We start from the raw sequence: 22505 nt of genomic DNA on the forward strand, positions 1-22505 counted from the left end.
GGGGCAAATGGCAGTAGGCATCTTTGATTCCGGGTTGGGCGGCTTGACCGTCCTGAACGCCGCGCAGAAACGTCTGCCCGACGTGGATTTTCTGTATTTCGCGGACAGCGAACACGCGCCCTACGGCGTGCGGGACGCTGAAAACATTTACGACCTGACACGCAGGGCGGTAAACGATCTGTGGAACCGGGGCTGTGACCTGGTGATTCTGGCCTGCAATACTGCTAGTGCTGCGGCGTTACGCCGGATGCAGGAAGAGGGGGTGCCCGAAGGCAAGCGCGTGCTTGGCGTGTTTGTTCCGCTGATCGAAGCGCTGACGGAACGGCAATGGGGCGATAACAGCCCGCCGCGGGAAGTCGCCGTCAAACACGTGGCCCTGTTCGCAACGCCCGCCACAGTGTCCAGTCGGGCCTTTCAGCGGGAATTGGCATTTCGAGCCATCGGTGTAGATGTCGAGGCGCAGGCCTGTGGAGGCGTCGTAGACGCGATTGAAGACGGCGACATGATCCTGGCAGAAGCGCTGGTTCGGTCCCATGTGGACGCGCTAAGGCGCAAGATGCCGGAACCGCAGGCGGCGATTCTAGGCTGTACTCACTACCCGTTGATGGCTGAGACTTTCCAAAAGGCGCTGGGGTCGGGTGTACAGGTTTACAGTCAGGGTGATCTGGTGGCCGAAAGCCTTGCGGACTACCTGCAACGGCACCCGAAAATGCAAGGAAACGGCGAGGGTGGATTTTTGACCACCGGCAAGCCCGCGTTTGTCAGCGACAGGGCGACACAATTCCTCCGACGACAAATCACCTTCGAGGCTGCCTGACTTAGGTCAAGGACGCAGCCTGTTTGATCCCGTAGTTCAACGACCGTCACACCGGCGATCGTATCCTGTGACACACTGAAACAAGAGGTCTCACATGACCCATAGAATCGCAATTTTGGGCGCATCTGGTTATACCGGCGCTGAACTGGTGCGGCTGATCGCTGAGCACCCGAATATGGACATCGTCGCGCTGGCAGCCGAGCGTAAGGCTGGTCAGTCGATGGCGCAGGTCTTTCCGCATCTGCGGCACATGGACTTGCCGGATCTGTGCAAAATCTCCGAGATCGACTTTTCGCAAGTCGACCTGTGTTTTTGCGCGCTGCCGCATAAAACCAGCCAAGAAGTCATTCGGGACTTGCCCAAGACCCTGAAGATCGTCGATCTGTCTGCGGATTTCAGGCTGCGCGACCCAGAAGAGTACGAGAAGTGGTACGGAAACCCGCATGTGGCAATGGAGCAGCAGGAAGAGGCGGTCTATGGCCTGACCGAGTTCTATCGGGATGAGATCCGCAATGCGCGCCTTGTGGCCGGAACCGGCTGCAATGCGGCGACTGGTCAGTACGTGCTGCGCCCGCTGATTTCGGCCGGCGTCATTGATCTGGACGATATTGTGTTGGATCTGAAATGCGCTGTGTCCGGGGCAGGGCGGTCGCTGAAGGAAAACCTGCTGCATGCAGAGCTTAGCGAAGGTTACAACGCCTATGCGGTTGGTGGCACGCATCGACATCTGGGTGAGTTTGATCAGGAATTCTCGGCTCTGGCCGGGCGGACCGTTCATGTGCAATTCACACCACACCTGATCCCGGCCAACCGGGGTATTCTGGCAACGACTTATGTCAAGGGTGATCCGAGCAGCGTATATGAGGCACTGGCAAAGGCTTACGTAGACGAACCCTTTATCCAGATGCTGCCCTTTGGCGAGGCACCCTCGACCCACCATGTGCGGGGATCGAACTTCTGCCATATCGGTGTGGTGGCAGATCGGATAGAACGCCGGGCCATTGTGATTGGCGCGTTGGATAACCTGACAAAAGGTAGCAGTGGGCAAGCCTTGCAGAACGCTAACCTGATGTTAGGTGAGGATGAAACCCGGGGCCTGATGATGGCCCCCTTGTTCCCGTGAGGACGGTATGAAAACGCTCAAGAAACGTCGTCGAATTCAGGTTATTGTGCTGGCAGCTGTCGCTTTGGCGCTGTCGACGGCGTTGATTGGGTATGCCATGCGGGACGGCATCAATTTCTTCCGTTCACCCAGTCAGGTGATCGCCGAGCCCCCCAAGCCGACCGAAGTATTTCGGATTGGCGGACTGGTCGAAGAAGGCTCGATCGTGCGGGGGCAGGGCAAGACGGTACGCTTCGTCGTGACCGATGGCGGCGATAGTGTTCCCGTAGCCTTTACCGGCGTTCTGCCGGACCTGTTCACAGAAAATCAGGGAATGATCGGCACCGGATCTTACGTAAATGGCGTTTTCGAAGCCACTGAAATTCTTGCCAAACACGATGAAACCTACATGCCGAAAGAGGTCGTAGATGCCTTGAAGGAACAGGGTGTCTATAAGGAGGTCAACGGAGGCTGATCCAGGACCGAATTCTAGTTTGAAAACAAGGGCGTTGCGTGCACATGACACTCAGCGCCCTTTTTAATTGCCACGTGTTAACGAATTTACCCGAGCCTTTGCGCAATCACGGGCGGAGGGTGCGATGCAGACGGTTCGGCAAATTGCGACTGAGATCGTGGGGCGAGAGGGCGGGTTCGTAGATGACCCGGATGATCCGGGCGGCGCAACAAACTATGGTGTGACCGTTCATACCATGCGGCGTCTGGGTCTGGATTTGTCCGGTGATGGAGTGGTGGACCGAACGGATGTGCGAAGGCTCAGCAAAGCACAAGCCATCGACATTTTCGTCCGGCATTATTTTGAGCTTCCGCTCCTGAGACTGTTGCCCCAGGTGGTCCAACCCTCGGTTTTTGACATGTACGTCAATGCCGGTGCGCAGGCAGTTCGGATTCTGCAGCGATTGTTGCACGAAATGGGATTCGACGTAGTCGTTGACGGTGTTGTCGGGCCACAGACAGCTCGGGCATGCCAAAGCGCGGCCAAGTCCGACCCGGTAACGTTCGCAGATGCCTATGGGGTCGCGCGCCGCAACTATTATTTCCGTCTCGCGGACCGAAGGCCCGCGTCCCGCAAATACGCGCGTAGCAGGGCGGGCGGTAAAGGGGGCTGGATCCGACGAGCGGAAGAGTTTGTTTCGCCCTCCTATCATCTGACGGATGCAGAGTTCCAAAAGAGGGTTTCACGATGGGATTGATCTCGGGCATTTTGGGTTTTCTGTTTGGAAACGAGCGCAACATCATACGCGAAACTGTCGAAGTCTTTCGGGAAAATGCCGAAAGCGGCGCCGAGAGGGGTTTACAGGTCCGACAACAGGCCGTCAGTCAGTTCGCGGCAGAATTCCATGGCGCTGGAAAAGCTCCGTTTGATCGGTTTATCGACGGTCTTAACCGCCTGCCCAGGCCCGCGATGGCACTGGGAACGCTTGGTCTTTTCGTGGCAGCCATGGTTGATCCGGTCTGGTTTTCGGCGCGTATGCAGGGGATCGCCCTAGTACCCGAGCCGTTGTGGTGGTTGCTGGGGGTGATTGTGTCCTTTTATTTCGGCGCGCGGCATCAGGCCAAGGTGCAAGAATTGCAACGCGATATTTCCGCCACTATGATGCGCACTCCGCAAGTGGTTGGGAACCTAAAGGCGCTGGCGGCGATGCGTAGCGACAGCGTGGGTGTGGCCAAACCCGGCCCGGACGCGGCACTGACAGCAGACACAATAAAATCCGACGAAAACCCTGCGTTAGAGACATGGCGGCGCAAAAGGGCCGGCTGACCCGCGACACTATGTTCGCGGCAAGAGGGCGAAAGTGATTGGTGCTTGTCACGCAACAGGATTATATCCGGGGCATGATTACAGAACTTGGCCATTTCGCGCTGATCCTCGCCTTCCTCGTCGCAATCGTGCAGTCGATCGTTCCCTTGATCGGCGCAGCCAAACGCTGGGTCGGCTGGATGGGGGTCGCGGAACCCGCGGCAATCGTCCAGTTCTTGCTGGTTTCTTTCTCGTTCGGAGCCTTGGTCTGGGCGTTCGTGACTTCGGACTTTTCCCTGCGTGTGGTCGTCGAGAACAGCCATTCGGCCAAGCCGATGCTGTACAAGATCAGCGGGACGTGGGGAAACCACGAGGGCTCGATGCTGTTGTGGGTTCTTATCGTGTCATTGTTCGGAGCGATGGCTGCGTTTTTCGGAGGTGGCTTGCCACCGACATTGAAAGCGCGGGTTCTGTCGGTTCAATCGATGATTGCGGTGGCGTTTTTTGCGTTCATCCTGTTCACCTCGAACCCCTTTGATCGGCTGATCGTCGCCCCGTTTGACGGTCGCGACCTGAACCCGTTGTTGCAGGATCCCGGCTTGGCCTTCCATCCGCCGTTCCTGTATCTGGGTTATGTGGGGCTTAGCATGGCATTCAGTTTTGCTGTGGCCGCCCTGATCGAAGGGCGTGTTGATGCCGCATGGGGCCGCTGGGTGCGTCCGTGGACCCTGGCCGCGTGGATATTCCTGACCATTGGCATCGCTCTGGGATCATGGTGGGCCTATTACGAGCTGGGGTGGGGTGGTTTCTGGTTCTGGGACCCGGTGGAAAACGCCTCGTTCATGCCATGGCTTTTGGCCGCTGCCCTGTTGCATTCCGCCATCGTCGTGGAAAAACGCGAAGCGTTGAAAAGTTGGACCATCCTTTTGGCCATCATCGCATTCGGCTTTTCGCTGATCGGGACATTCATCGTACGGTCGGGCTTGCTGACTTCTGTGCATGCCTTTGCAAATGACCCGGAACGCGGCGTCTTTATCTTGATCATTCTGGTGCTCTTCATCGGTGGCGCACTGACCCTGTTCGCGACCCGCGCACAAGCGATGGAGGCAAAGGGTGTGTTCAGCGTTGTCAGCCGCGAAAGCGCGTTGATTCTAAATAACATCCTGCTGGCAGTCAGCTGTTTCGTGGTATTCTTCGGAACGATGTGGCCGATGGTGGCCGAGATGGCGTTTGACCGTAAGCTCTCGGTCGGGGCGCCGTTCTTCAACGCGGCCTTCACGCCCTTCATGGTGGCCTTGGGAATTGCTTTGCCGATAGGGTCCATGTTGCCATGGAAACGGGGCAAATTGGGCAAGACGGCCTATTCCCTGCGCTATGTGTTCATCTTGTCGGTCGCGGTGGCCCTGTTGGTCTGGGTTATGCAGACCGGGCGCAGCGCCCTTGGGCCAATCGGACTGTTTCTTGGGGCCTGGATCACTTTAGGTGCGGCTGTGGACTTGTGGAGCCGCACCGGTCGCAAGGGTAGTATCCAACGTCTGTTCCGCTTACCTGGCGCGGACTGGGGTAAAGCTGTGGCTCATACCGGGCTTGGCGTGACCATCTTTGCCATTGCCGGTCTGACCGCGTGGGAGGTTGAAGATATCCGCGTTGCGCAGCCCGGTCAGCCGTTTGAAGTTGGGCAGTTCACACTGACGCTTGAAAATGTCCGCGACGTGCAAGGGCCGAACTATTTTTCAACCACTGCGGATGTTCAGGTTGAAAAGAGCGGTCGGTCTATGGGCACGCTGCATCCCGAGAAACGCAATTACCCCGTTGCCCGGATGCCTACTACCGAGGCGGCGATCGACTATCGCTTTTGGGGCGACCTCTATGTCGTGATAGGGGACCAGCAAGCCGATGGTGGTTGGGTCATGCGGACTTACATCAAACCTCTGGCCAACTGGATCTGGGGCGGATGTATCCTGATGGCATTAGGCGGGCTTCTGAGCTTGACTGACCGCAGGTTCCGGGTGGCAGCGGGTGCGCGCAAAGCACCCTCGGGCGGAGTACCGGCGGAATGAAGCGTCTGATCCTGATTTTCGCCCTGATCGCATCGCCCTTGTTTGCGGTGCAGCCAGACGAGGTACTGGAGGACCCGGTCCTGGAGCAACGCGCGCGTGACCTGAGCACCGGCCTGCGCTGCCTTGTCTGCCGCAACGAAAGCATCGACGAAAGCAATGCCGAACTTGCTCGCGACCTGCGCCTGCTGCTGCGCGAACGGCTGGTCGCGGGCGATACGGATGAGGAAGCGGTCGATTTTATCGTGGATCGTTACGGTGAATACGTTCTGTTAAAGCCTACGGTTACGGGGGCGAACCTGATGCTTTGGCTGGCCGGTCCGATCATGCTGTTGATCGCCGCCGTGATAGGCTGGAGTTTTTTACGCAACCGATCTCAGGCGGTGGGCACTGAAGTCAAGGACGGCCTCAGCGAAGCTGAGAAAGAACGACTGCGCCAGATTCTTGACGACTGACCCACCGTATTTCTTTCCCTTCGTCTTGAATTGAGTCAGGGTTCCCTAATGCCGTGAGCATGGGGAGAGGACTACATGGACTATGAGGCTATACTGCTGGATATCACTGACAATCTGGCAGTGGTAACCCTGAACCGGCCCGACAAGATGAACGCGCTGACCGCACAGATGCGGGCCGAGGTCACCCATGCGATGACACATGCGGCCCGGCATGCGCGGGCAATCGTGCTGACAGGGGCAGGGGGCGCCTTCTGCTCGGGTCAGGACCTCGGCGATTCTTCCAGCACAGGCCGGATTGATCTGGAACGCACACTGCGCGACGAATACGATCCCATGCTGGAATCCATCTACAACTGTCCGGTCCCAACCATCGCAGCCGTCAACGGACCAGCTGCCGGGGCCGGGGCGAACATTGCGCTCAGCGCCGATGTGGTGATTGCGACTGAAAGCGCGTATTTCCTGCAGGCGTTTTCCCGTATCGGCTTGATGCCGGATGCGGGCGGCACGTGGTTCCTGCCACGCCAGATGGGGTTCGCCAAGGCCATGGGCGCTGCGCTGTTTGCCGACAAGGTCAGTGCCAGACAGGCGGACGAATGGGGAATGATCTGGGAAGCGGTGGCTGACGACGATTTCGACGCGCATTGGCGCAAGCGAGCTGCCTATCTGGCAAACGGACCGACCACCGCGTTTGGCGCGATCAAACAGGCAATCCGCGGAACTTACGACAACACTCTGCCGCAGCAACTGGAGATGGAGGCGCATTTGCAGGGCGACTGTGGCCGTTCGCGCGACTTTGCCGAAGGGGTAGTTGCCTTCATGGAAAAACGCCCCCCGAAATTCGAGGGGCGCTGAAAGATTTAAGCGCGGCGGCGGCGGCGATTGCGCCGTTCAGGCACTGCCGCATCGTCTCCGGTACCGTCCGAAGCTGATGAGAACGGGCCTAAAGCATCCGTGATCTGATCCAGCGTCGGGCGCGTGCCGCGGCTGGTTGTATCCAGTGCCTCGCGCATTTTGCGCAGGTGATCTGGCATGGTGCCACAGCACCCGCCGATGATCGTGGCACCCGCATCCCGTGCCATCGCGGCGTACTGCCCCATTAATTCAGGCGTGCCGTCATAGTGGATATGGCCATCGACATATTTCGGGATACCCGCGTTGCCTTTGGAAATCACCGGACGTTCGGTTCCCTGAGCCGCAAATCCAAGAACCGTGCGCAGGATGTCCGACGCGCCCGTGCCGCAGTTGGCACCGAATGCAATCGGCGGATTGGGCAGGGTTTCGACCAATTGAGCCAGATCTGCGGAGGTCACACCCATCATAGTACGTCCGGCAGTGTCAAAGCTCATGGTGCCACACCAGGGCATGTCGGCCAGCGCAAAAGCTTCTGCTGCCGCTCTGAATTCTTCGGGTGCGCTGATGGTTTCGACCCATAGAACGTCCGCGCCACCTTCTTTCAGCGCTTCGGCTTGCTCGTGAAACATCTCAACAGCGCCGGCATGGGACAGGCTGCCAATAGGTTCCATGATCTCACCGGTCGGACCAACAGAGCCTGCGACAACAACGGTGCGACCAGATTTGTCCGCCACTTCACGGCCCAGTTCGGCACCGATCCGATTCAACTCACCAACCCGGTTCTGGGCGTCGTGCAATTTCAGGCGCGCGGATGTGCCGCCGAAGGTGTTGGTCAGAAACAAGTCGCTGCCGGCGTCAACCGAACCTTGGTACAAAGCGCGGATTTTATCCGGTGCTTCGACATTCCACAGCTCGGGCGCGTCACCTGATTGCAGGCCCATATTGAACAAGTTCGTGCCCGTGGCACCATCGGCCAGCAAAGCATCATTTGTTTCCAGAAGTTTATTGAGCGCATTTGTCATGGGGGTATTCCCAAATAGCCGAATGGGGCCGTTAAAAATAGAGACGCCCCGTGTCTCATGACCGGGGCATCAAATCAAATTCATAAAACTCATGAAGATCATGAGCCGAGTGTTTTTTTATTCGGTTTCGCTCAGGACCTGCGCTTTGGCTTGGGGCAAAAGCTCGGCCATTTTTGCGCGGATTTCCTCATCGGACGACAGCGCGCCCAAATCACCGGCGACTTTGCGCACGACATCTTCGTGCCCGGCCTCTTCGAAATCGGCGATTACTACGGTTTTGGCATAGGCTTCGGCGTCCTCGCCGGACTTGCCCATCTTTTCTGCGGCCCAGAGGCCCAGCAATCTGTTGCAGCGCGCCTGTGCTTTGAACTGCATTTCTTCGTCATGAGCGAATTTTGCTTCAAAAGCGTTTTCGCGTTCGTCAAAAGTGGTCATTGTTTGTGGACCTCATAGCTTACATCTTCTTAATTGATGATATGACTATAGCTGAGCGCCTGTGCAAGGGAATTGCGCTGCGTCAAAGCCTCTCGGTCCGCTGAACTTGCGGGAAAGGGGGGCTTGGACTATGAGGGCGCCAACGCGAAGGGACTCATTCCCTCGCCCCGGACTGGAAAGGTCGCTCATGGCGCGTCGCAAAAAGATCTACGAAGGTAAGGCCAAAATTCTGTATGAAGGCCCAGAGCCTGGCACCATTGTGCAGTACTTCAAGGATGATGCCACCGCGTTTAATGCGGAAAAGAAAGATGTCATCGACGGTAAGGGCGTGCTGAACAACCGTCTGAGCGAGTTCTTCATGACCGGCCTCAACCAGATTGGCGTTCCGACCCATTTCATCCGTCGCCTGAACATGCGTGAGCAATTGGTGCGCAATTGCGAGATTGTTCCGCTTGAAATCATAGTTCGCAACTATGCCGCGGGAACAATGTCGAAACGTTTGGGCATTGCCGAAGGTACGCAACTGCCGCGCCCAATTGTCGAATATTGCTATAAAGACGACGCGTTGGGTGATCCGCTGGTTACTGAGGAACACATCGCTGCCTTTGGCTGGGCCAGCCAACAGGACATGGACGATATCCTGAGCCTCGCGCTGCGCGTCAATGATTTTATGAGCGGCATGATGCTGGCTGTCGGCATTCGTCTGGTCGATTTCAAGATCGAGATTGGCCGTGTTTATGATGGGGATTTCCAGCGTTTGATCGTGGCCGATGAAATCAGCCCCGACAGTTGCCGTCTGTGGGATATCGAAACCGGTCAAAAACTGGACAAAGACGTATTCCGCCGCGATCTGGGCAGTCTGACGGACGCCTATTCCGAAGTCGCACGCCGGCTGGGCGTTTTGCCGAAAAGTAACGTCGCTAAGCCTACGCTGATCAACTGATCACACAGGCGAACCGCATATTGTTAAAAGCACCGCTTTACCCAAAGCGGTGCTTTTTTCTTTGTATCTAGCGGTTTGACAGGGTTACCGGTTGTCCGGCATTGTCGGGCAAATACGAAAACGAGGGTGGCGCTATACATGGCCGAATTGTTTGATCAGGCAGTTTTTCTAAAATTCCTTGCAGCCCTTCTGGCTATTTTCAACCCGCTCTACGGAATCCCGATTTTTCTTAGCATGACGAAAGGATATTCGGCCCCCGAACGCCGGCGGGTAGCGTTTATCGTGACGGGGACAGTGATCATAGTCGGCCTGATAGCGGTTGTGATCGGAGAAGAGATCCTGGCTGTGTTCGGGATCGACATACCTTCGTTCCGTATTGCCGGGGGGCTAATCATCTTCGGAATTGGTATGTCGATGCTGAACGCTTCGGACAGGTCACAAGGGGATCAGCAAGCTGTAGAGGATGGGCATAGGAAAAAAGAAAACATCGCCGTTGTACCGCTTGCTATTCCGTTGACTATCGGGCCTGGCACTATTGCGATAACAATCGTTTACTCTCATACGCTTAGCGATGGTGCCGAAGTAGTAACCCTTGGAACGGCAATCGTGATCGCCTGTTTGATCGTTGGCCTTGGCTTGTTGTTCGCCGATCCGATCTCGCGCCTATTGGGTATGACGATGATTAATGTCATCACCCGGGTCATGGCTCTCATACTTGTGGCGGTCGCAATCGAGATGGTTTTGACAGGCACGTTCAATGCAATCGACGCGCACTATCCCGGTTTGAATTCCGGTGGTGGCGGGTAGCGGGTGTAAGTGCGGTCATCTGCCCACCTCAAGAAGGGTTGTCGAACGCCTTCCAGCGCGTTATCCCCCGCTCAACGGAACGGGCCGACAACATCGGCCCTCAGCTGGAGTTGCGCGAATGAAAGCACGTGTGCATGTAATGCTCAAGAACGGGGTCCTCGACCCGCAGGGTGAGGCGGTGCGTCACGCATTGGGTGCCATGGGCTTTGATCAGGTCGAAGGTGTGCGGCAGGGCAAGGTGATCGACCTTGAGCTGGCCGAAGGCGCGACCGAGGCGGACATCACCGAGATGTGCGAAAAGCTGTTGGCCAACACGGTCATCGAACGCTACGAAGTCGAACTGGTCTGAACCTTATCCCCGGAGGCCCCGCCATGCGCGCAGCTGTCATCGTATTCCCAGGGTCCAATTGTGATCGGGATCTTGCCGTCGCTTTCGAACAGGCTGGTTTTCAGGTCGATATGGTCTGGCACAAGGACGCCGCGCTGCCCGAAGGTGTGGATATCGTCGGTGTTCCGGGTGGCTTTTCCTACGGCGACTACCTGCGCTGCGGTGCCATCGCCGCACAGTCGCCGATCTGCAAGGCCGTGGTCGATCATACCAAACGTGGCGGTTATGCCGTTGGTGTTTGCAATGGGTTTCAGATCCTGACAGAAACCGGCATCCTGCCGGGTGCGTTGCTGCGAAATGCCGGTCTGAAATACATCTGCCGCACGGTTGGCCTGAAGGTGGAAACCAGCGACAGTGCCTTCACCGAAGGTTACAATGCGGGCGATGTGATCGGTATTCCGATCGCGCACCATGATGGTAACTATTTTGCGGATGACGCCACACTGGCCAAACTGCAGGATCAGGATCGGGTCGCGTTCACCTATACCGAGAATCCGAACGGCTCGGTCGGAGATATTGCCGGTATCCTGTCTGAAAACCGTCGGGTGCTGGGAATGATGCCACACCCTGAACGTGCGGCAGACGACGGCCATGGCGGAACGGACGGAACGGCATTGTTCCGCGCATTGTCTGGCGTTCTTGCTCCGGCGTGACTTGAGCTTACGATCCAGCCCGCGTAACTTTCCGGGATGAGTTCCGAAGTTCGCTCTGGCTGGTCCTTTCTGACAAAACCGTTTCGTGGTGCGCCATTGGGTTGGCGGCTGCGCTTGGCGGTTATCTTTCTTTTGATCGCAACGGTTACCACGGTTTATGTAACCAACCGTCTACTGACGGACCGGTTTACCGAATCCACACGAAACCGGGCCGAAGTGCGACTGGCGCTGTATTCAGGCAACTTGCTGAGCGAACTGCGCCGAAATGCAATTGTTCCGCAGCTTTTAGCGCGCGACCCCACATTGATTTCCGCGCTGCAGTCCAGTGATTATTCGCTGTCCACCCAGCGTTTGATCTCGTTTGTTGAAGAGATCGGCGCGGCCTCGCTGATGTTGCTGGACGGTGATGGCCGTACTGTTGCGGCCACTGATCGCGCGCGTTTGGGAGAGCCACACCGGAGTTCGCCGTATTTCATTGATGCGGTGCGGGCGAATTCGACAATATTCACGGTGATTGAAAAAGATTCGGGCGGCTACAGCTTTGTCTATTCAAGACGAATGGAGGCGAACGCCGAGGTTCTTGGCGTTATCGTGGTCGAAGTTGACCTGCAGAAATTCGAGCGCGCCTGGGCAGGTATTTCCGACGCTGTGATGGTGACGGACAGCACCGGGACGATCATTCTGTCGACTGAACCGCAATGGCGCGGGCTTGAAGAAAACGCCGCATTGCTGCGCCAGCCGGCGCAAGGTGCTATCCAGCGTGCAATTCGTGCCACGACCGACTGGACCGCCTTGCCGCCAGACGCCTACCTGCAGGGCGAGGCAGTGATGCGGATGGAAACGCGCATCCCGTTTCGCGGTTGGAAAATGACCTCGTTCACCACCTACGAGTCGATTCGGGAAAAAGTGAACAGTGTTATCGCGCTTGAGATCATGGGTTTTGCGATTCTTCTGGCCTTGGCCTTCTACGCGCTTAGCCGCCGAGCCACGTTCCGCATGGCGTTGTTCCAACGCGAGTCGGCAGAGCTTCGCGCATTGAACTCAAGGCTAAAGCGGGAAATTGCTGAGCGGGAACGGGTTGAAAAAACACTGGAAGTTGCCGAACAGACGCTGGCGCAAAGCTCGAAACTGGCCGCTTTGGGCGAGATGTCGGCGGCCGTGAGCCATGAGCTAAATCAACCTCTGGCTGCAATGAAAACCTACCTGGCTGGCGCACGTCTTTTGCTGCGTCGGAACCGGCCGGAAGAGGCGCTGGCAAGCTTTGGTCGGATCGATGGTTTGATCGAAAGGATGGGGGCGATTACCCGTCAGCTCAAATCCTATGCGCGGAAGGGTGCGGATACGTTTTCCCCAGTAAACCTTAGTGAAGCGCTGGCAGCGTCCCTCTCCATGATGGAGCCGCAGCTGCGCCAGCGTCACGTCAAGATCACCCAGATACTGCCCGATGAACCGGTGTCTGTGATGGGGGACCGGATGCGGATCGAGCAGGTGATGGTGAACCTCTTGCGCAATGCTCTGGACGCCACCAAATCAGTATCCGAACCGGATGTCGAAATCATACTGGCAGCGGGCGATACGGCGGTGCTGACAGTGCGCGACAACGGCTATGGAATCGAGAACATCGAAAACCTGTTCGAACCGTTCTATACTACGAAACAGCCCGGCGACGGGGTCGGTCTGGGGCTTGCCATCTCATCGGGGATCGTAAACGACCATGGTGGACGGCTGACAGCACGAAACAGCCCGCAAGGCGGGGCCGTGTTCGAGATGCAGTTGCCGATACTGGGAAGCGACGGCCTTGAGGCCGCGGAATAACGAGGAATGACTATGGCACAGGCCATGAAAATCGCCATTGTGGATGACGAACAGGACATGCGCCAGTCGATCAGCCAATGGCTGGCACTGTCGGGATATGACACGGAAACCTTCGCCAGCGCAGAGGACGCGCTGAAAGTGTTGGGACCGGAATATCCGGGTATCGTGATCTCGGATATCAAAATGCCGGGCATGGACGGCATTCAGCTCCTGAAAAAGCTGATGGGGGCTGACAGCACGTTGCCGGTCATCATGATCACTGGCCATGGCGATGTGCCAATGGCAGTGGAAGCGATGCGCGTAGGGGCGTTTGATTTCCTTGAAAAGCCTTTTAACCCTGATCGCATGTCGGAACTGGCCAAACGCGCCAGCAACGCGCGCCGACTGACCTTGGACAACCGTGCACTGAGGCGCGAACTGTCAGGTGGAACCCAGATCATGAACAAACTGATCGGGGCCAGCCCGGTCATGGAGCGTCTGCGCGAAGATATCCTCGATCTGGGCCAGGCCGATGGCCATGTACTGATCGATGGTGAGACCGGCACTGGCAAGACACTTGTGGCCCATGCGCTGCACGCGGTCGGCAGCCGTGCTGGTAAGAAGTTTGTACTGGTGTCCTGTGCCGCGCTTGAGGAAGAAGCGCTGTCGAAACGCCTGTTTGGCCCAATGATGCCGGAAGATGCGCAGTTGCCTGCGATCGAAGAGGCGCGGGGCGGTACACTTGTGCTGGAAGACGTAGAAGCACTGAGCGATACGCTGCAGGCCCGCCTGTTGAGCGTGATGAATGACCAGGGCACCCCGGCTGAAACCCGGATCATCGCAATTTCGAACCTGCAGGAAGCAGGCAAGACCAGCGAAGACGTTCTGCGCCCGGACCTGTTCTATCGCCTGGCGGCGCTGCGGATCACGATGCCGCCATTGCGTCAGCGTGGCGAGGACATCCTGACGCTGTTCACCCGTCTGAGCGAGCAGTTTTCTGAAGAGTACGGCTGCGAAGCGCCGCAGGTGAGTGCCCAAGAAGCGGCGCAGCTGTTACAGGCGCCATGGCCGGGAAATGTACGGCAGTTGATCAACATCGCGGAACGGGCTGTTCTTCAATCGCGACGTGGATCGGGGACGATTGCGTCGCTGTTGATGTCCGATCACGAAGAAATGCAGCCGGTCATGACGACCGAAGGCAAACCGCTTAAGGAGTATGTTGAGGCGTTCGAACGGATGTTGATCGACAATACAATGCGGCGGCACAAGGGATCGATTGCGTCTGTGATGGACGAACTTTGCCTGCCACGCCGGACCTTGAACGAGAAAATGGCGAAATACGGGCTGCAGCGCTCGGACTATTTGTGAGAAAGAGAGGGGGGCAGCCCCCTCTTGAGCCTGCGGCTCAAATTACCCCCGGGATATTTCTGGCCAGATGAAGTGATCCCGGGGCTTTGTATTGTTCTTCTCGCAGTTTGCCCATTGTGTTTTCCACAGGACTGCTTTTATTGTATCTGGACGGGCAGGGCTAATTTGCGCCCAAAAGTCCCGAATCTTTGAGTTTCGCTGCTCTGCCGTTGATGGTGATCAATCCCGCAAGGCAAAGCAGACCGATTATGCCCCATAGGGGCAGATGAACGCCTGAGCCCGCATCAGCGGGCGAAAGGAATAAATGGGCAGGCGGCGGTTAGATCTGCGCCTGTCGGAGAAGAACCGCGATGACGCGCGCGCAACGATTGAGTATACGGGCAGGGGGCCACAGCGCCAGACCCTGCCGCGCGCCGTCCGAAATCGCCCTGACAAGACACCACCCCAAAAGCGCCTGTCCCCCCGGACGGGTAAGGACAACGCGTTTGGCGCGGTGCACCAAGGACACATGGCTAAGAAAATGCTTATCGATGCCACCCACGCGGAGGAAACCCGCGTCGTGGTGGTTGACGGAAACAAGGTCGAGGAATTCGATTTTGAATCCGAAAACAAACGCCAGCTTGCTGGCAACATCTATCTTGCAAAAGTAACCCGGGTCGAACCGTCACTTCAGGCGGCCTTTGTGGATTATGGCGGGAACCGGCATGGGTTCCTGGCGTTTTCGGAAATCCATCCGGATTACTATCAGATCCCCGTGGCCGATCGCGAAGCGCTGATGGAAGAAGAGCGCGCCTATGCTGAGGCAATGAAAGCGCGTGACGAAGCCGAAGAGGCCAAGCCGAAGAAACGCCGGTCACGGTCGCGGTCGAAGGCTGCGGACGTTAAGTCTGACGATGCGGTTGAGTCGATTGAAGTATCGAACGAACCCACCGGCATGGAAACCATTGATCTGGACGAAAGCGAAGACGGCGCTGATGGCCCGGACCTTGAGGGCACATCCCCGGCAGATCGCGTTGCTGAAACACCGGTAGAAGAGCCTGGTGATGATGTGGCGGCGTCTGAAACCGACGCTGATGGTGCAGCAGAGGGTGCGTCGTCGGAAGACAGTAGCGAGGCAGCGAATAGCTCTGATGCGCCTGCAATCGAGGCGACAGAATCCAAAGATGAGGAAGCCGCCGACAAGTCCGATGACGCGGTTAACGAAGCACAACCACAAGATGCACCCGAAGCTTCGGAGGACGCGACCGAAGAAAACGAGGGCAAGTCTGAAGAAGAAGCGCGAGCTGATGCCACCGCGAAGGACGATTCGATTGAATCCGTCGCCGACGAGGATGACAGCGAAGACATTCGCCCGGTTCGCAAGCCGCGGCCACGTCGCTATAAGATTCAAGAGGTTATCAAGGTCCGCCAGGTCTTGCTGGTGCAAGTCGTCAAGGAAGAACGTGGCAACAAAGGCGCTGCCCTGACAACCTACTTGTCTCTGGCAGGTCGATACTGCGTTTTGATGCCGAACACGGCTCGTGGCGGTGGAATCAGCCGCAAAATCACCAACGCACCTGACCGTAAAAAGCTCAAGGAAATTGCTGCGGAAATTGACGTTCCAACCGGTGCGGGTCTGATTATTCGGACAGCGGGTGCCAAGCGGACAAAATCTGAGATCAAGCGCGACTATGAATACCTGCAGCGCATGTGGGAGCAGATTCGCGAACTGACGCTGAAATCGATTGCGCCGGCGAAAATCTATGAAGAAGGCGATCTGATCAAACGGTCGATCCGTGATCTCTATAATCGCGAAATTGATGAGGTTCTGGTCGAAGGCGAAGGCGGTTATCGCATCGCCAAAGACTTCATGAAGATGATCATGCCGTCACACGCGAAGAACGTGAAACGGTACGAGGATGCGCTGCCGCTGTTTGCACGCTATCAGGTCGAAAGCTATCTGGCGGGGATGTTCAACCCGACCGTTCAGCTGAAATCGGGTGGTTACATTGTGATCGGCGTGACCGAAGCGCTGGTCGCGATTGACGTGAACTCGGGTCGGGCGACCAAAGAGGGCTCGATCGAGGAAACCGCACTCAAGACCAACCTTGAGGCCGCAGAAGAGGTGGCCCGCCAGCTGCGTCTGCGCGACCTGGCCGGTCTGATCGTCATAGACTTTATCGACATGGACGAGCGCAAGAACAATCTCGCCGTCGAAAAGCGTATGAAAGAACGGCTGAAAACAGACCGTGCGCGCATTCAGGTTGGCCGTATCTCAGGCTTTGGTCTTATGGAGATGAGCCGCCAGCGTCTGCGTCCCGGCATGTTGGAGGCCACGACTCAGCCATGCCCGGCTTGCCACGGAACGGGTCTGATCCGGTCGGACGACAACATGGCGCTGTCGATCCTGCGGCAGATCGAGGAAGAGGGTACACGCCGCCGTTCGCGCGAGGTGCTTGTTCGTTGCCCTGTCAGCATCGCCAACTTCCTGATGAACCAGAAACGCGAGCATATCGCACAGATTGAGGCCCGTTATGGCCTGTCTGTACGTGTTGAAGGCGACGTACATCTGGTCAGCCCTGATTTCTCGATGGAGAAATTCAAGACGGCAAGCCGGATCGTTCCCGAAGCCAGCGCGCCCGTTGTTTCAGTGGATGCGTCCCTGATGGATCTTGTCGACGCCAGCGAGGAAGAGCCGGTCGAAGAGGAAACCACCGTTCAGGCCGAAGAGGATGCCAAGCCCAAGCGCAAGCGTCGTCGCCGCCGTCGGAAAAAGAGCAATGGTTCTGACGAAACTCCTGAGGTGAACGCTGAAGAGGGTGACGCGGCGGCGTCCGAGGAATCGGATGAAGCCAAAACCGAAGCGGCGGATGACGCAAAACCCGAGGGTGAAGCATCTGAGCCTGCCGAAGAGGAAAAAGCAGCCAAGCCCAAGCGCCGCCGTGCACCGCGCCGTAAGAAGAAGGACGCGGAACCTGTTGAAGCTACGGAAGAAGTCGCTGCTGAAGCTGTTGTGAGCAAGGATGCCCAGGCCGCAAGCCCTGACGCACCGGCCGAGGAAACTGGTGTGACGGATGCACCTGTTGAAGCTCCTGTTGAAACCGCCGAGAAGGTTGAACAGGCCGAAGCGGTGGCAGAGCTGCCCACGCCCGAAGCGGAAAGCGTCGTTGAAGAAAAGGTTGAACCTGCAGAGGCCGAACAACCCGAACCTGTGGCCGAAGTGGCCGCAGAAGACCCGCAAGAACCAGCGGACATAATGGTTGAAGAAGCCCCTGAGCCGGTTCTGGAGGTCGTGGCCGAAGAACCGGAGCAGCCGGCCAAACCCAAGCGGCGTGGTTGGTGGTCACTGGGTCAGTAATAAGAAGAGGCGGGCCAAGTGCCCGCCTTTTTCTTTTGCCCGATCTTAGTGAGATTTCTGGATCAAATAGATCTGATGACCGTCCGCGTCTTCTTGCGACAGCAATTGGTGCCCACTCTCAGAGCAGAAATGCGGGACATCAATTATGGCGGCAGGATCATCTGCCAGCACGCGCAAAACGGCCCCCGCAGGCATGGATTTCAAACGCTTGCGCGCTTTGAGGACGGGTAGAGGGCACAACAGACCCAGCGCATCGAGTGTTTCTGACGGATTTGACATAAGGTTCAGATATTTCCACTTTGACGGGGTGTCCAGCGTGCAACCACGAGGATGTGACCGATTGGCCCCGTGACGTTGGCCGCCTCATACCATATGTGCTTGAACATGTTCGGAATAGATATCATAGACGCGGGCCTGCTGCCTGCCATGTTCATCGCGATGCTGGGCGGGCTGATCAGCTTTCTGTCGCCCTGCGTTCTGCCCATCGTTCCGCCGTACCTGGCTTATATGAGCGGTGTGACGATCAACGAAATGCAGGATGAGGCGAAAGCACGCCGCAAGGCAACCTTGGCCGCCCTGTTCTTTGTTCTGGGCTTGTCTACGGTGTTTTTGTTGCTGGGCTTCACCGCTTCTGCCTTCGGGGTGTTTGTCCTGCAGAACCAGGTGTTATTCGCAAAGATATCTGGTGCAGTGGTCATTGTCTTTGGCCTGCATTTTCTGAATGTCTTCCGCATCCCGTTTCTGGACCGCGAGGCCCGGATTGAGACTGGTGATTCTGGTGGATCAGTGTTTGGCGCTTATATCCTTGGTCTGGCCTTTGCGTTTGGCTGGACACCGTGCATTGGGCCGCAGCTGGGCGCAATCCTGTCGCTGGCCGCGTCCGAGGCCTCGGTCGCGCGGGGAACCCTATTGTTGGGCGTCTATGCTGCGGGCTTGGGTATTCCATTTCTGCTTGCTGCAATGTTCCTGAACCGGTCTATGTCGGTGATGAACCGGATCAAGCCTTACATGGGCACGATCGAAAAGGTGATGGGGGGCTTGTTGCTCTTCGTGGGCATCATGCTGATCACAGGGCTGTTCACTGAATTCAGCTGGTGGCTGTTAGAGACATTCCCGGCGCTGGCGAATTTCGGATGATCTGCTGATCTGACTTACCTTGACGCTTAGCCTGCGTTAACCTGCGCTGCAGAAGGTAAGGCCATGAGCAGTCAGAATAATCAACCTCGGGTGTGTAAACGCCGGGTATTCTATATTCCCGGCTATGACCCGATACCGCCGCGGCGGTATCGTGAGCTTTATCGTACCGAAGGCTCGCTGCAGGCGGAGATATCCGGTTATGAGATTTCGGTGTCCGCCAAGTCAGACGATGGCCCATATGGATGGCACGTCGCTTCCCGGCAGGATGATGATGAAGTTCAGGCCGATGTGAGTGTTTTGGTCTGGTCGGATCTGGTGCGTGACAGCATGTCCAACTCGATCCCGGCGACCTATCTGCAATTGGTGCAGACCGCATGGACCTATATGTCCTCAGGAACGCTGTGGCGCCTGATGCAGCTGCGCAAAGGACCGGTGATTGCCGCACTGTACCCGGTTGGAATGTTGGTGGCTCAACTGCTGTTGGCGATCTTGCTGGCCGGGGCCATGACATGGGTTTTGATGCCGTTTATCGATTGGCTGGGCGTAGTCCTGGCAGTTGGGGCCGCTTACGCTCTGATGCGCTGGTTTCGCCAGCAAGACGGCCAGCTTTTTGCCTATTACCTGATGCATGACTATGCCTATTCCGCAAAACTCAAAGGGGCGACGCCAGTTGAATTACGCAATCGCTTGCGTGCATTCGGTGCGTTGATCCAAGAGGCGCTGAATTCAGACGCAGACGAGGTGCTGGTCGTCGGGCATAGCTCAGGGGCCCATCTGGGTGTCAGCGTTCTGGCCGATGTTATCCGCGACAACAGTCAACGTGATAACGGCCCCGCGTTTTCGTTCCTGACATTGGGGCAGGTCGTGCCCATGGTGTCATTTCTACCCGAGGCGCAGGGTTTGAGGGCGGATTTGCAATTCTTGTCCACGCAGGAAGGCCTGACCTGGGTCGACGTCTCGGCCCCCGGCGATGGTTGTTCTTTTGCGCTGTGCGATCCGGTTTCTGTCAGCGGTGTCGCCACCGCCGAAAAGAAATGGCCGCTGGTTCTGTCTGCGGCCTTTACACAGACCCTGTCCCCCGAACGCTGGAAGAACTTGCGATGGAAATTCTTCCGCCTGCATTTCCAGTATCTCTGCGCCTTCGACAAGCCCGATCGGTATGACTATTTTCGCATCACTGCCGGGCCTCAAACCTTAGGTCAGAGGTTTGAGGGGCGGGCACCGTCGAAATCGCGGATGGATAAGCCGGTCTCAAAATACATCTCGGTGAAGGCATGACGCCGCCCAAGCCATCTTCGCGCCCTGATAAAGTATCGCTTTGGCGGTATCTGAGGTTGTTTCGCAAGGACATTCTGTCAGCCCAGCCCCAAAGGCTGTACCGCGCCTGGATGGCCGAATTTCGCACGCCGTTCTTTCGATCATACCTGGTAAATCAGCCAGAATTGATCGACACAGTTCTGAAAAAACGCCCTGATGACTTTCCCAAATCTAACCGCATAAGTGAGGGGCTGCGTCCGTTGCTGGGGGACTCTGTCTTCCTGACCAATGGGAACACCTGGAAGAGGCAGCGCAGGATCATTGATCCCGCGTTCGAAGGCGGCCGTTTGAAAGATACCTTTCCGGCGATGCACGCGGCTGGTCAAGCAGCGGTGGATCGGTTGCGTCCGCAGTCAGGTGGTGTCGTTGAGTTTGAAGAGGTCACCAGCCATATCGCGGCGGATGTCATCTTTCGCACCTTGTTTTCGGTGCCCATCGAACACGAAATTGCCTCTCAGGTTTTTGACAAGTTTTGCAACTATCAGCGTGAACAACCAATTCTGAACATTGCGGCCTTTTTCCCTCTGCCAAAATGGTTGCCGCGATTGCATTCAAGACGCACCAAGAAGAATGCAAAGGATATCAGGGCGCTAATCCGGCGTCTTACGGCGGGTCGGGCTGAACTGATCGCTCGTGGTGGTGCACCGGATGATCTGGCAACCAAGATCATGACCACGCGTGATCCCGAAACCGGGCGTGGGTTTGGCACGCAGGAAATGGTCGATCAGGTGGCGATTTTCTTTCTTGCCGGGCACGAAACCAGCGCGTCCGCACTGGCGTGGACGTTGTACCTGATGGCCATGTATCCCGAATGGCAGGACAGCCTGGCCGAGGAAGCTGCGGCGCTCGACACGCCCGATTTTTCTGTAATGTCGCGGCTAAAGCTTAGCCGGGATGTATTCCGCGAAGCGCTGCGGCTTTATCCGCCCGTGCCGATGATGGTACGCGAGGCGGCTTGCCCTGAACGTTTCCGGGACAGGGATGTCCCCGAAGGGTCGCAAATCGTGATCAGTCCGTGGCATCTGCATCGGCAGGAAAGGCTCTGGGAACGTCCCGACGAATTTGATCCGACCCGGTGGGGAACTGAGAATGGAAAGACCTGTCAGCGCAACGCGTACATTCCATTCTCGACAGGATCCCGCGTATGTCCCGGTGCCGGGTTCGCCATGATCGAGGGGCCGCTTTTGTTATCCATGCTGCTGCGACACTTCCGGTTCGAGTTGGTCGCGGGACAAACGCCCATTCCGGTCGCGCATTTGACCGTCCGATCGAAAGACGGAATTTGGTTGCGCTTGGTTGAGCGCTAACAAACTACCATCCTTTCACGCCTTGCTGTATGCGGTTTGAAATCGCGGAATCATATTGAACGGGAAAGTCTTATGTCATCAGCAGAACAGCGCGCACAAATGTCCAACGGCGCAGGATTCATCGCAGCATTGGATCAAAGCGGTGGCTCGACCCCCAAGGCGCTGGCGCTTTATGGCGTGGACGCATCTGAATACAGCTCGGACGAAGAGATGTTCGGTGAAATCCAGAAAATGCGCGCGCGGATCATTCTGGCGGATGATTTCACCAAGGACAAAGTGATCGGCGCGATTCTTTTCGAACGCACTCTGGGCGAGCAAATTGATGGTCAGAAGGTCGCCGACTATTTGTGGTCAGTGAAAGGCATTGTACCTTTCCTCAAGATTGACAAAGGCTTGGAAGACGAAGCGAATGGCGTTCAGATGATGAAACCCATCCCGGGTCTGGCCGCAACATTGGCCAAAGCCGATGGTGTTTTCGGGACCAAGGAGCGCTCGGTCATTCATGAGGCAAACGCCGAAGGCATCGCGGCGGTTGTTGCACAGCAGTTCGACGTTGCGCGTGAAGTCGTGGCTTCCGGAATGGTTCCGATTGTTGAACCTGAGGTGAACATCAACTCCGCCACCAAAGCCGAAGCCGAAGACATTCTGAAGGCTGAAATCCTGAAAAACCTTGATCAGTTGGCTGACGGACAGGACATCATGCTCAAGTTGACGATCCCTAACCAAGCTAACCTCTATGACGAATTGGCCGATCATCCGCGTGTTCTGCGCGTGGTTGCGCTGTCGGGTGGTTATTCGACGGAACAGGCCTGCGATCTGCTGGGCCAGAACGGTAAGATGATCGCGTCCTTCTCGCGCGCGTTGACCGAAGGATTGTCAAAAAAGCAATCAGATGCCGAGTTCAACGCGGCCTTGGGCGGAAACATCGACAAGATTTTCCGCGCGTCAATCTAAA

Annotated in this window: 22 protein-coding genes; 19 read left to right on the forward strand and 3 right to left on the reverse strand. The window is 56.9% G+C overall.

What is annotated here, in order from left to right:
* Window positions 1–7 precede the first annotated feature (7 nt).
* From murI to AC2FIO_RS02260, 8 genes are all read left to right on the forward strand, one after another.
* Window positions 8–817 carry a glutamate racemase gene (gene murI, locus AC2FIO_RS02225; protein ID WP_282118509.1) on the forward strand — a complete coding sequence of 270 codons (810 nt, stop codon included), beginning with the start codon at window positions 8–10 and terminating at the stop codon, window positions 815–817.
* A 94-nt stretch (window positions 818–911) separates the two neighbouring features.
* Window positions 912–1940 (forward strand): N-acetyl-gamma-glutamyl-phosphate reductase, encoded by a 1029-nt coding sequence (gene argC / locus AC2FIO_RS02230; protein WP_058271534.1) that lies wholly within the window; start codon window positions 912–914, stop codon window positions 1938–1940.
* Between the two features lie 7 nt (window positions 1941–1947).
* Window positions 1948–2394, forward strand: a complete 447-nt coding sequence (ccmE, locus tag AC2FIO_RS02235; RefSeq protein ID WP_496695377.1) for a cytochrome c maturation protein CcmE — start codon at window positions 1948–1950, stop codon at window positions 2392–2394.
* 124 nt (window positions 2395–2518) lie between these two features.
* Complete coding sequence (locus tag AC2FIO_RS02240; RefSeq protein ID WP_496695379.1) at window positions 2519–3130, forward strand: holin-associated N-acetylmuramidase; 612 nt, start codon at window positions 2519–2521, stop codon at window positions 3128–3130.
* Window positions 3121–3699 carry a holin family protein gene (locus AC2FIO_RS02245; protein WP_496695380.1) on the forward strand — a complete coding sequence of 193 codons (579 nt, stop codon included), beginning with the start codon at window positions 3121–3123 and terminating at the stop codon, window positions 3697–3699. Before AC2FIO_RS02240 ends, AC2FIO_RS02245 begins: the two co-directional genes overlap by 10 nt.
* A 74-nt stretch (window positions 3700–3773) precedes the next feature.
* Entirely contained in the window at window positions 3774–5738 is a 1965-nt protein-coding gene (locus AC2FIO_RS02250; protein WP_496695382.1) for a heme lyase CcmF/NrfE family subunit, read from the forward strand.
* Window positions 5735–6190 (forward strand): cytochrome c-type biogenesis protein, encoded by a 456-nt coding sequence (locus AC2FIO_RS02255; protein WP_058271538.1) that lies wholly within the window; start codon window positions 5735–5737, stop codon window positions 6188–6190. Before AC2FIO_RS02250 ends, AC2FIO_RS02255 begins: the two co-directional genes overlap by 4 nt.
* Window positions 6191–6265: 75 nt before the next feature.
* The gene (locus AC2FIO_RS02260; protein ID WP_496695384.1) at window positions 6266–7042 is read left to right on the forward strand and encodes an enoyl-CoA hydratase-related protein; all 777 of its coding nucleotides are present in this window, start codon (window positions 6266–6268) and stop codon (window positions 7040–7042) included.
* 5 nt (window positions 7043–7047) lie between these two features.
* On the opposite strand, the gene bmt is transcribed toward AC2FIO_RS02260, so the two are convergent.
* Together bmt and AC2FIO_RS02270 are read right to left on the reverse strand one after the other, a co-directional pair.
* Window positions 7048–8064, reverse strand: coding sequence for a betaine--homocysteine S-methyltransferase (bmt, locus tag AC2FIO_RS02265; protein ID WP_282118503.1), 1017 nt, complete (start codon window positions 8062–8064; stop codon window positions 7048–7050).
* A gap of 117 nt (window positions 8065–8181) precedes the next feature.
* Window positions 8182–8499 carry a DUF1476 domain-containing protein gene (locus AC2FIO_RS02270; protein ID WP_058271541.1) on the reverse strand — a complete coding sequence of 106 codons (318 nt, stop codon included), beginning with the start codon at window positions 8497–8499 and terminating at the stop codon, window positions 8182–8184.
* 187 nt (window positions 8500–8686) lie between these two features.
* Between AC2FIO_RS02270 and purC the strand changes: the two genes are divergently transcribed.
* From purC to AC2FIO_RS02305, 7 genes are all read left to right on the forward strand, one after another.
* Window positions 8687–9442, forward strand: coding sequence for a phosphoribosylaminoimidazolesuccinocarboxamide synthase (purC, locus tag AC2FIO_RS02275; protein WP_058271542.1), 756 nt, complete (start codon window positions 8687–8689; stop codon window positions 9440–9442).
* Window positions 9443–9580: 138 nt separating this feature from the next.
* Complete coding sequence (locus AC2FIO_RS02280) at window positions 9581–10249, forward strand: MarC family protein (protein ID WP_282168365.1); 669 nt, start codon at window positions 9581–9583, stop codon at window positions 10247–10249.
* 118 nt (window positions 10250–10367) lie between these two features.
* A complete protein-coding gene (gene purS / locus AC2FIO_RS02285) occupies window positions 10368–10598 on the forward strand; it encodes a phosphoribosylformylglycinamidine synthase subunit PurS (protein ID WP_058271544.1) in 231 nt (76 codons plus the stop codon).
* Between the two features lie 23 nt (window positions 10599–10621).
* Entirely contained in the window at window positions 10622–11290 is a 669-nt protein-coding gene (gene purQ / locus AC2FIO_RS02290) for a phosphoribosylformylglycinamidine synthase subunit PurQ (RefSeq protein ID WP_113790693.1), read from the forward strand.
* Between the two features lie 36 nt (window positions 11291–11326).
* Window positions 11327–13105 (forward strand): sensor histidine kinase, encoded by a 1779-nt coding sequence (locus AC2FIO_RS02295; RefSeq protein ID WP_109311570.1) that lies wholly within the window; start codon window positions 11327–11329, stop codon window positions 13103–13105.
* Between the two features lie 12 nt (window positions 13106–13117).
* Window positions 13118–14452 carry a sigma-54-dependent transcriptional regulator gene (locus AC2FIO_RS02300; RefSeq protein ID WP_108858689.1) on the forward strand — a complete coding sequence of 445 codons (1335 nt, stop codon included), beginning with the start codon at window positions 13118–13120 and terminating at the stop codon, window positions 14450–14452.
* Between the two features lie 508 nt (window positions 14453–14960).
* Window positions 14961–17789 carry an Rne/Rng family ribonuclease gene (locus AC2FIO_RS02305; RefSeq protein WP_496695389.1) on the forward strand — a complete coding sequence of 943 codons (2829 nt, stop codon included), beginning with the start codon at window positions 14961–14963 and terminating at the stop codon, window positions 17787–17789.
* A gap of 45 nt (window positions 17790–17834) precedes the next feature.
* Here the strand turns inward: AC2FIO_RS02305 and AC2FIO_RS02310 are convergent, their stop codons facing one another.
* Entirely contained in the window at window positions 17835–18068 is a 234-nt protein-coding gene (locus AC2FIO_RS02310) for a sulfurtransferase TusA family protein (RefSeq protein ID WP_282118499.1), read from the reverse strand.
* A 105-nt stretch (window positions 18069–18173) separates the two neighbouring features.
* Here AC2FIO_RS02310 and AC2FIO_RS02315 point away from each other — a divergent pair, with 105 nt between their 5' ends.
* From AC2FIO_RS02315 to AC2FIO_RS02330, 4 genes are all read left to right on the forward strand, one after another.
* A complete protein-coding gene (locus tag AC2FIO_RS02315) occupies window positions 18174–18926 on the forward strand; it encodes a cytochrome c biogenesis CcdA family protein (RefSeq protein ID WP_058271899.1) in 753 nt (250 codons plus the stop codon).
* 63 nt (window positions 18927–18989) lie between these two features.
* A complete protein-coding gene (locus AC2FIO_RS02320; RefSeq protein WP_496695391.1) occupies window positions 18990–20204 on the forward strand; it encodes a hypothetical protein in 1215 nt (404 codons plus the stop codon).
* Window positions 20201–21550 carry a cytochrome P450 gene (locus AC2FIO_RS02325; protein WP_496695393.1) on the forward strand — a complete coding sequence of 450 codons (1350 nt, stop codon included), beginning with the start codon at window positions 20201–20203 and terminating at the stop codon, window positions 21548–21550. Before AC2FIO_RS02320 ends, AC2FIO_RS02325 begins: the two co-directional genes overlap by 4 nt.
* Window positions 21551–21622: 72 nt before the next feature.
* The gene (locus AC2FIO_RS02330) at window positions 21623–22504 is read left to right on the forward strand and encodes a fructose bisphosphate aldolase (protein ID WP_282151146.1); all 882 of its coding nucleotides are present in this window, start codon (window positions 21623–21625) and stop codon (window positions 22502–22504) included.
* Window position 22505: the final 1 nt, after the last annotated feature.

This window comes from Ruegeria sp. CDSB086 (assembly GCF_059611065.1).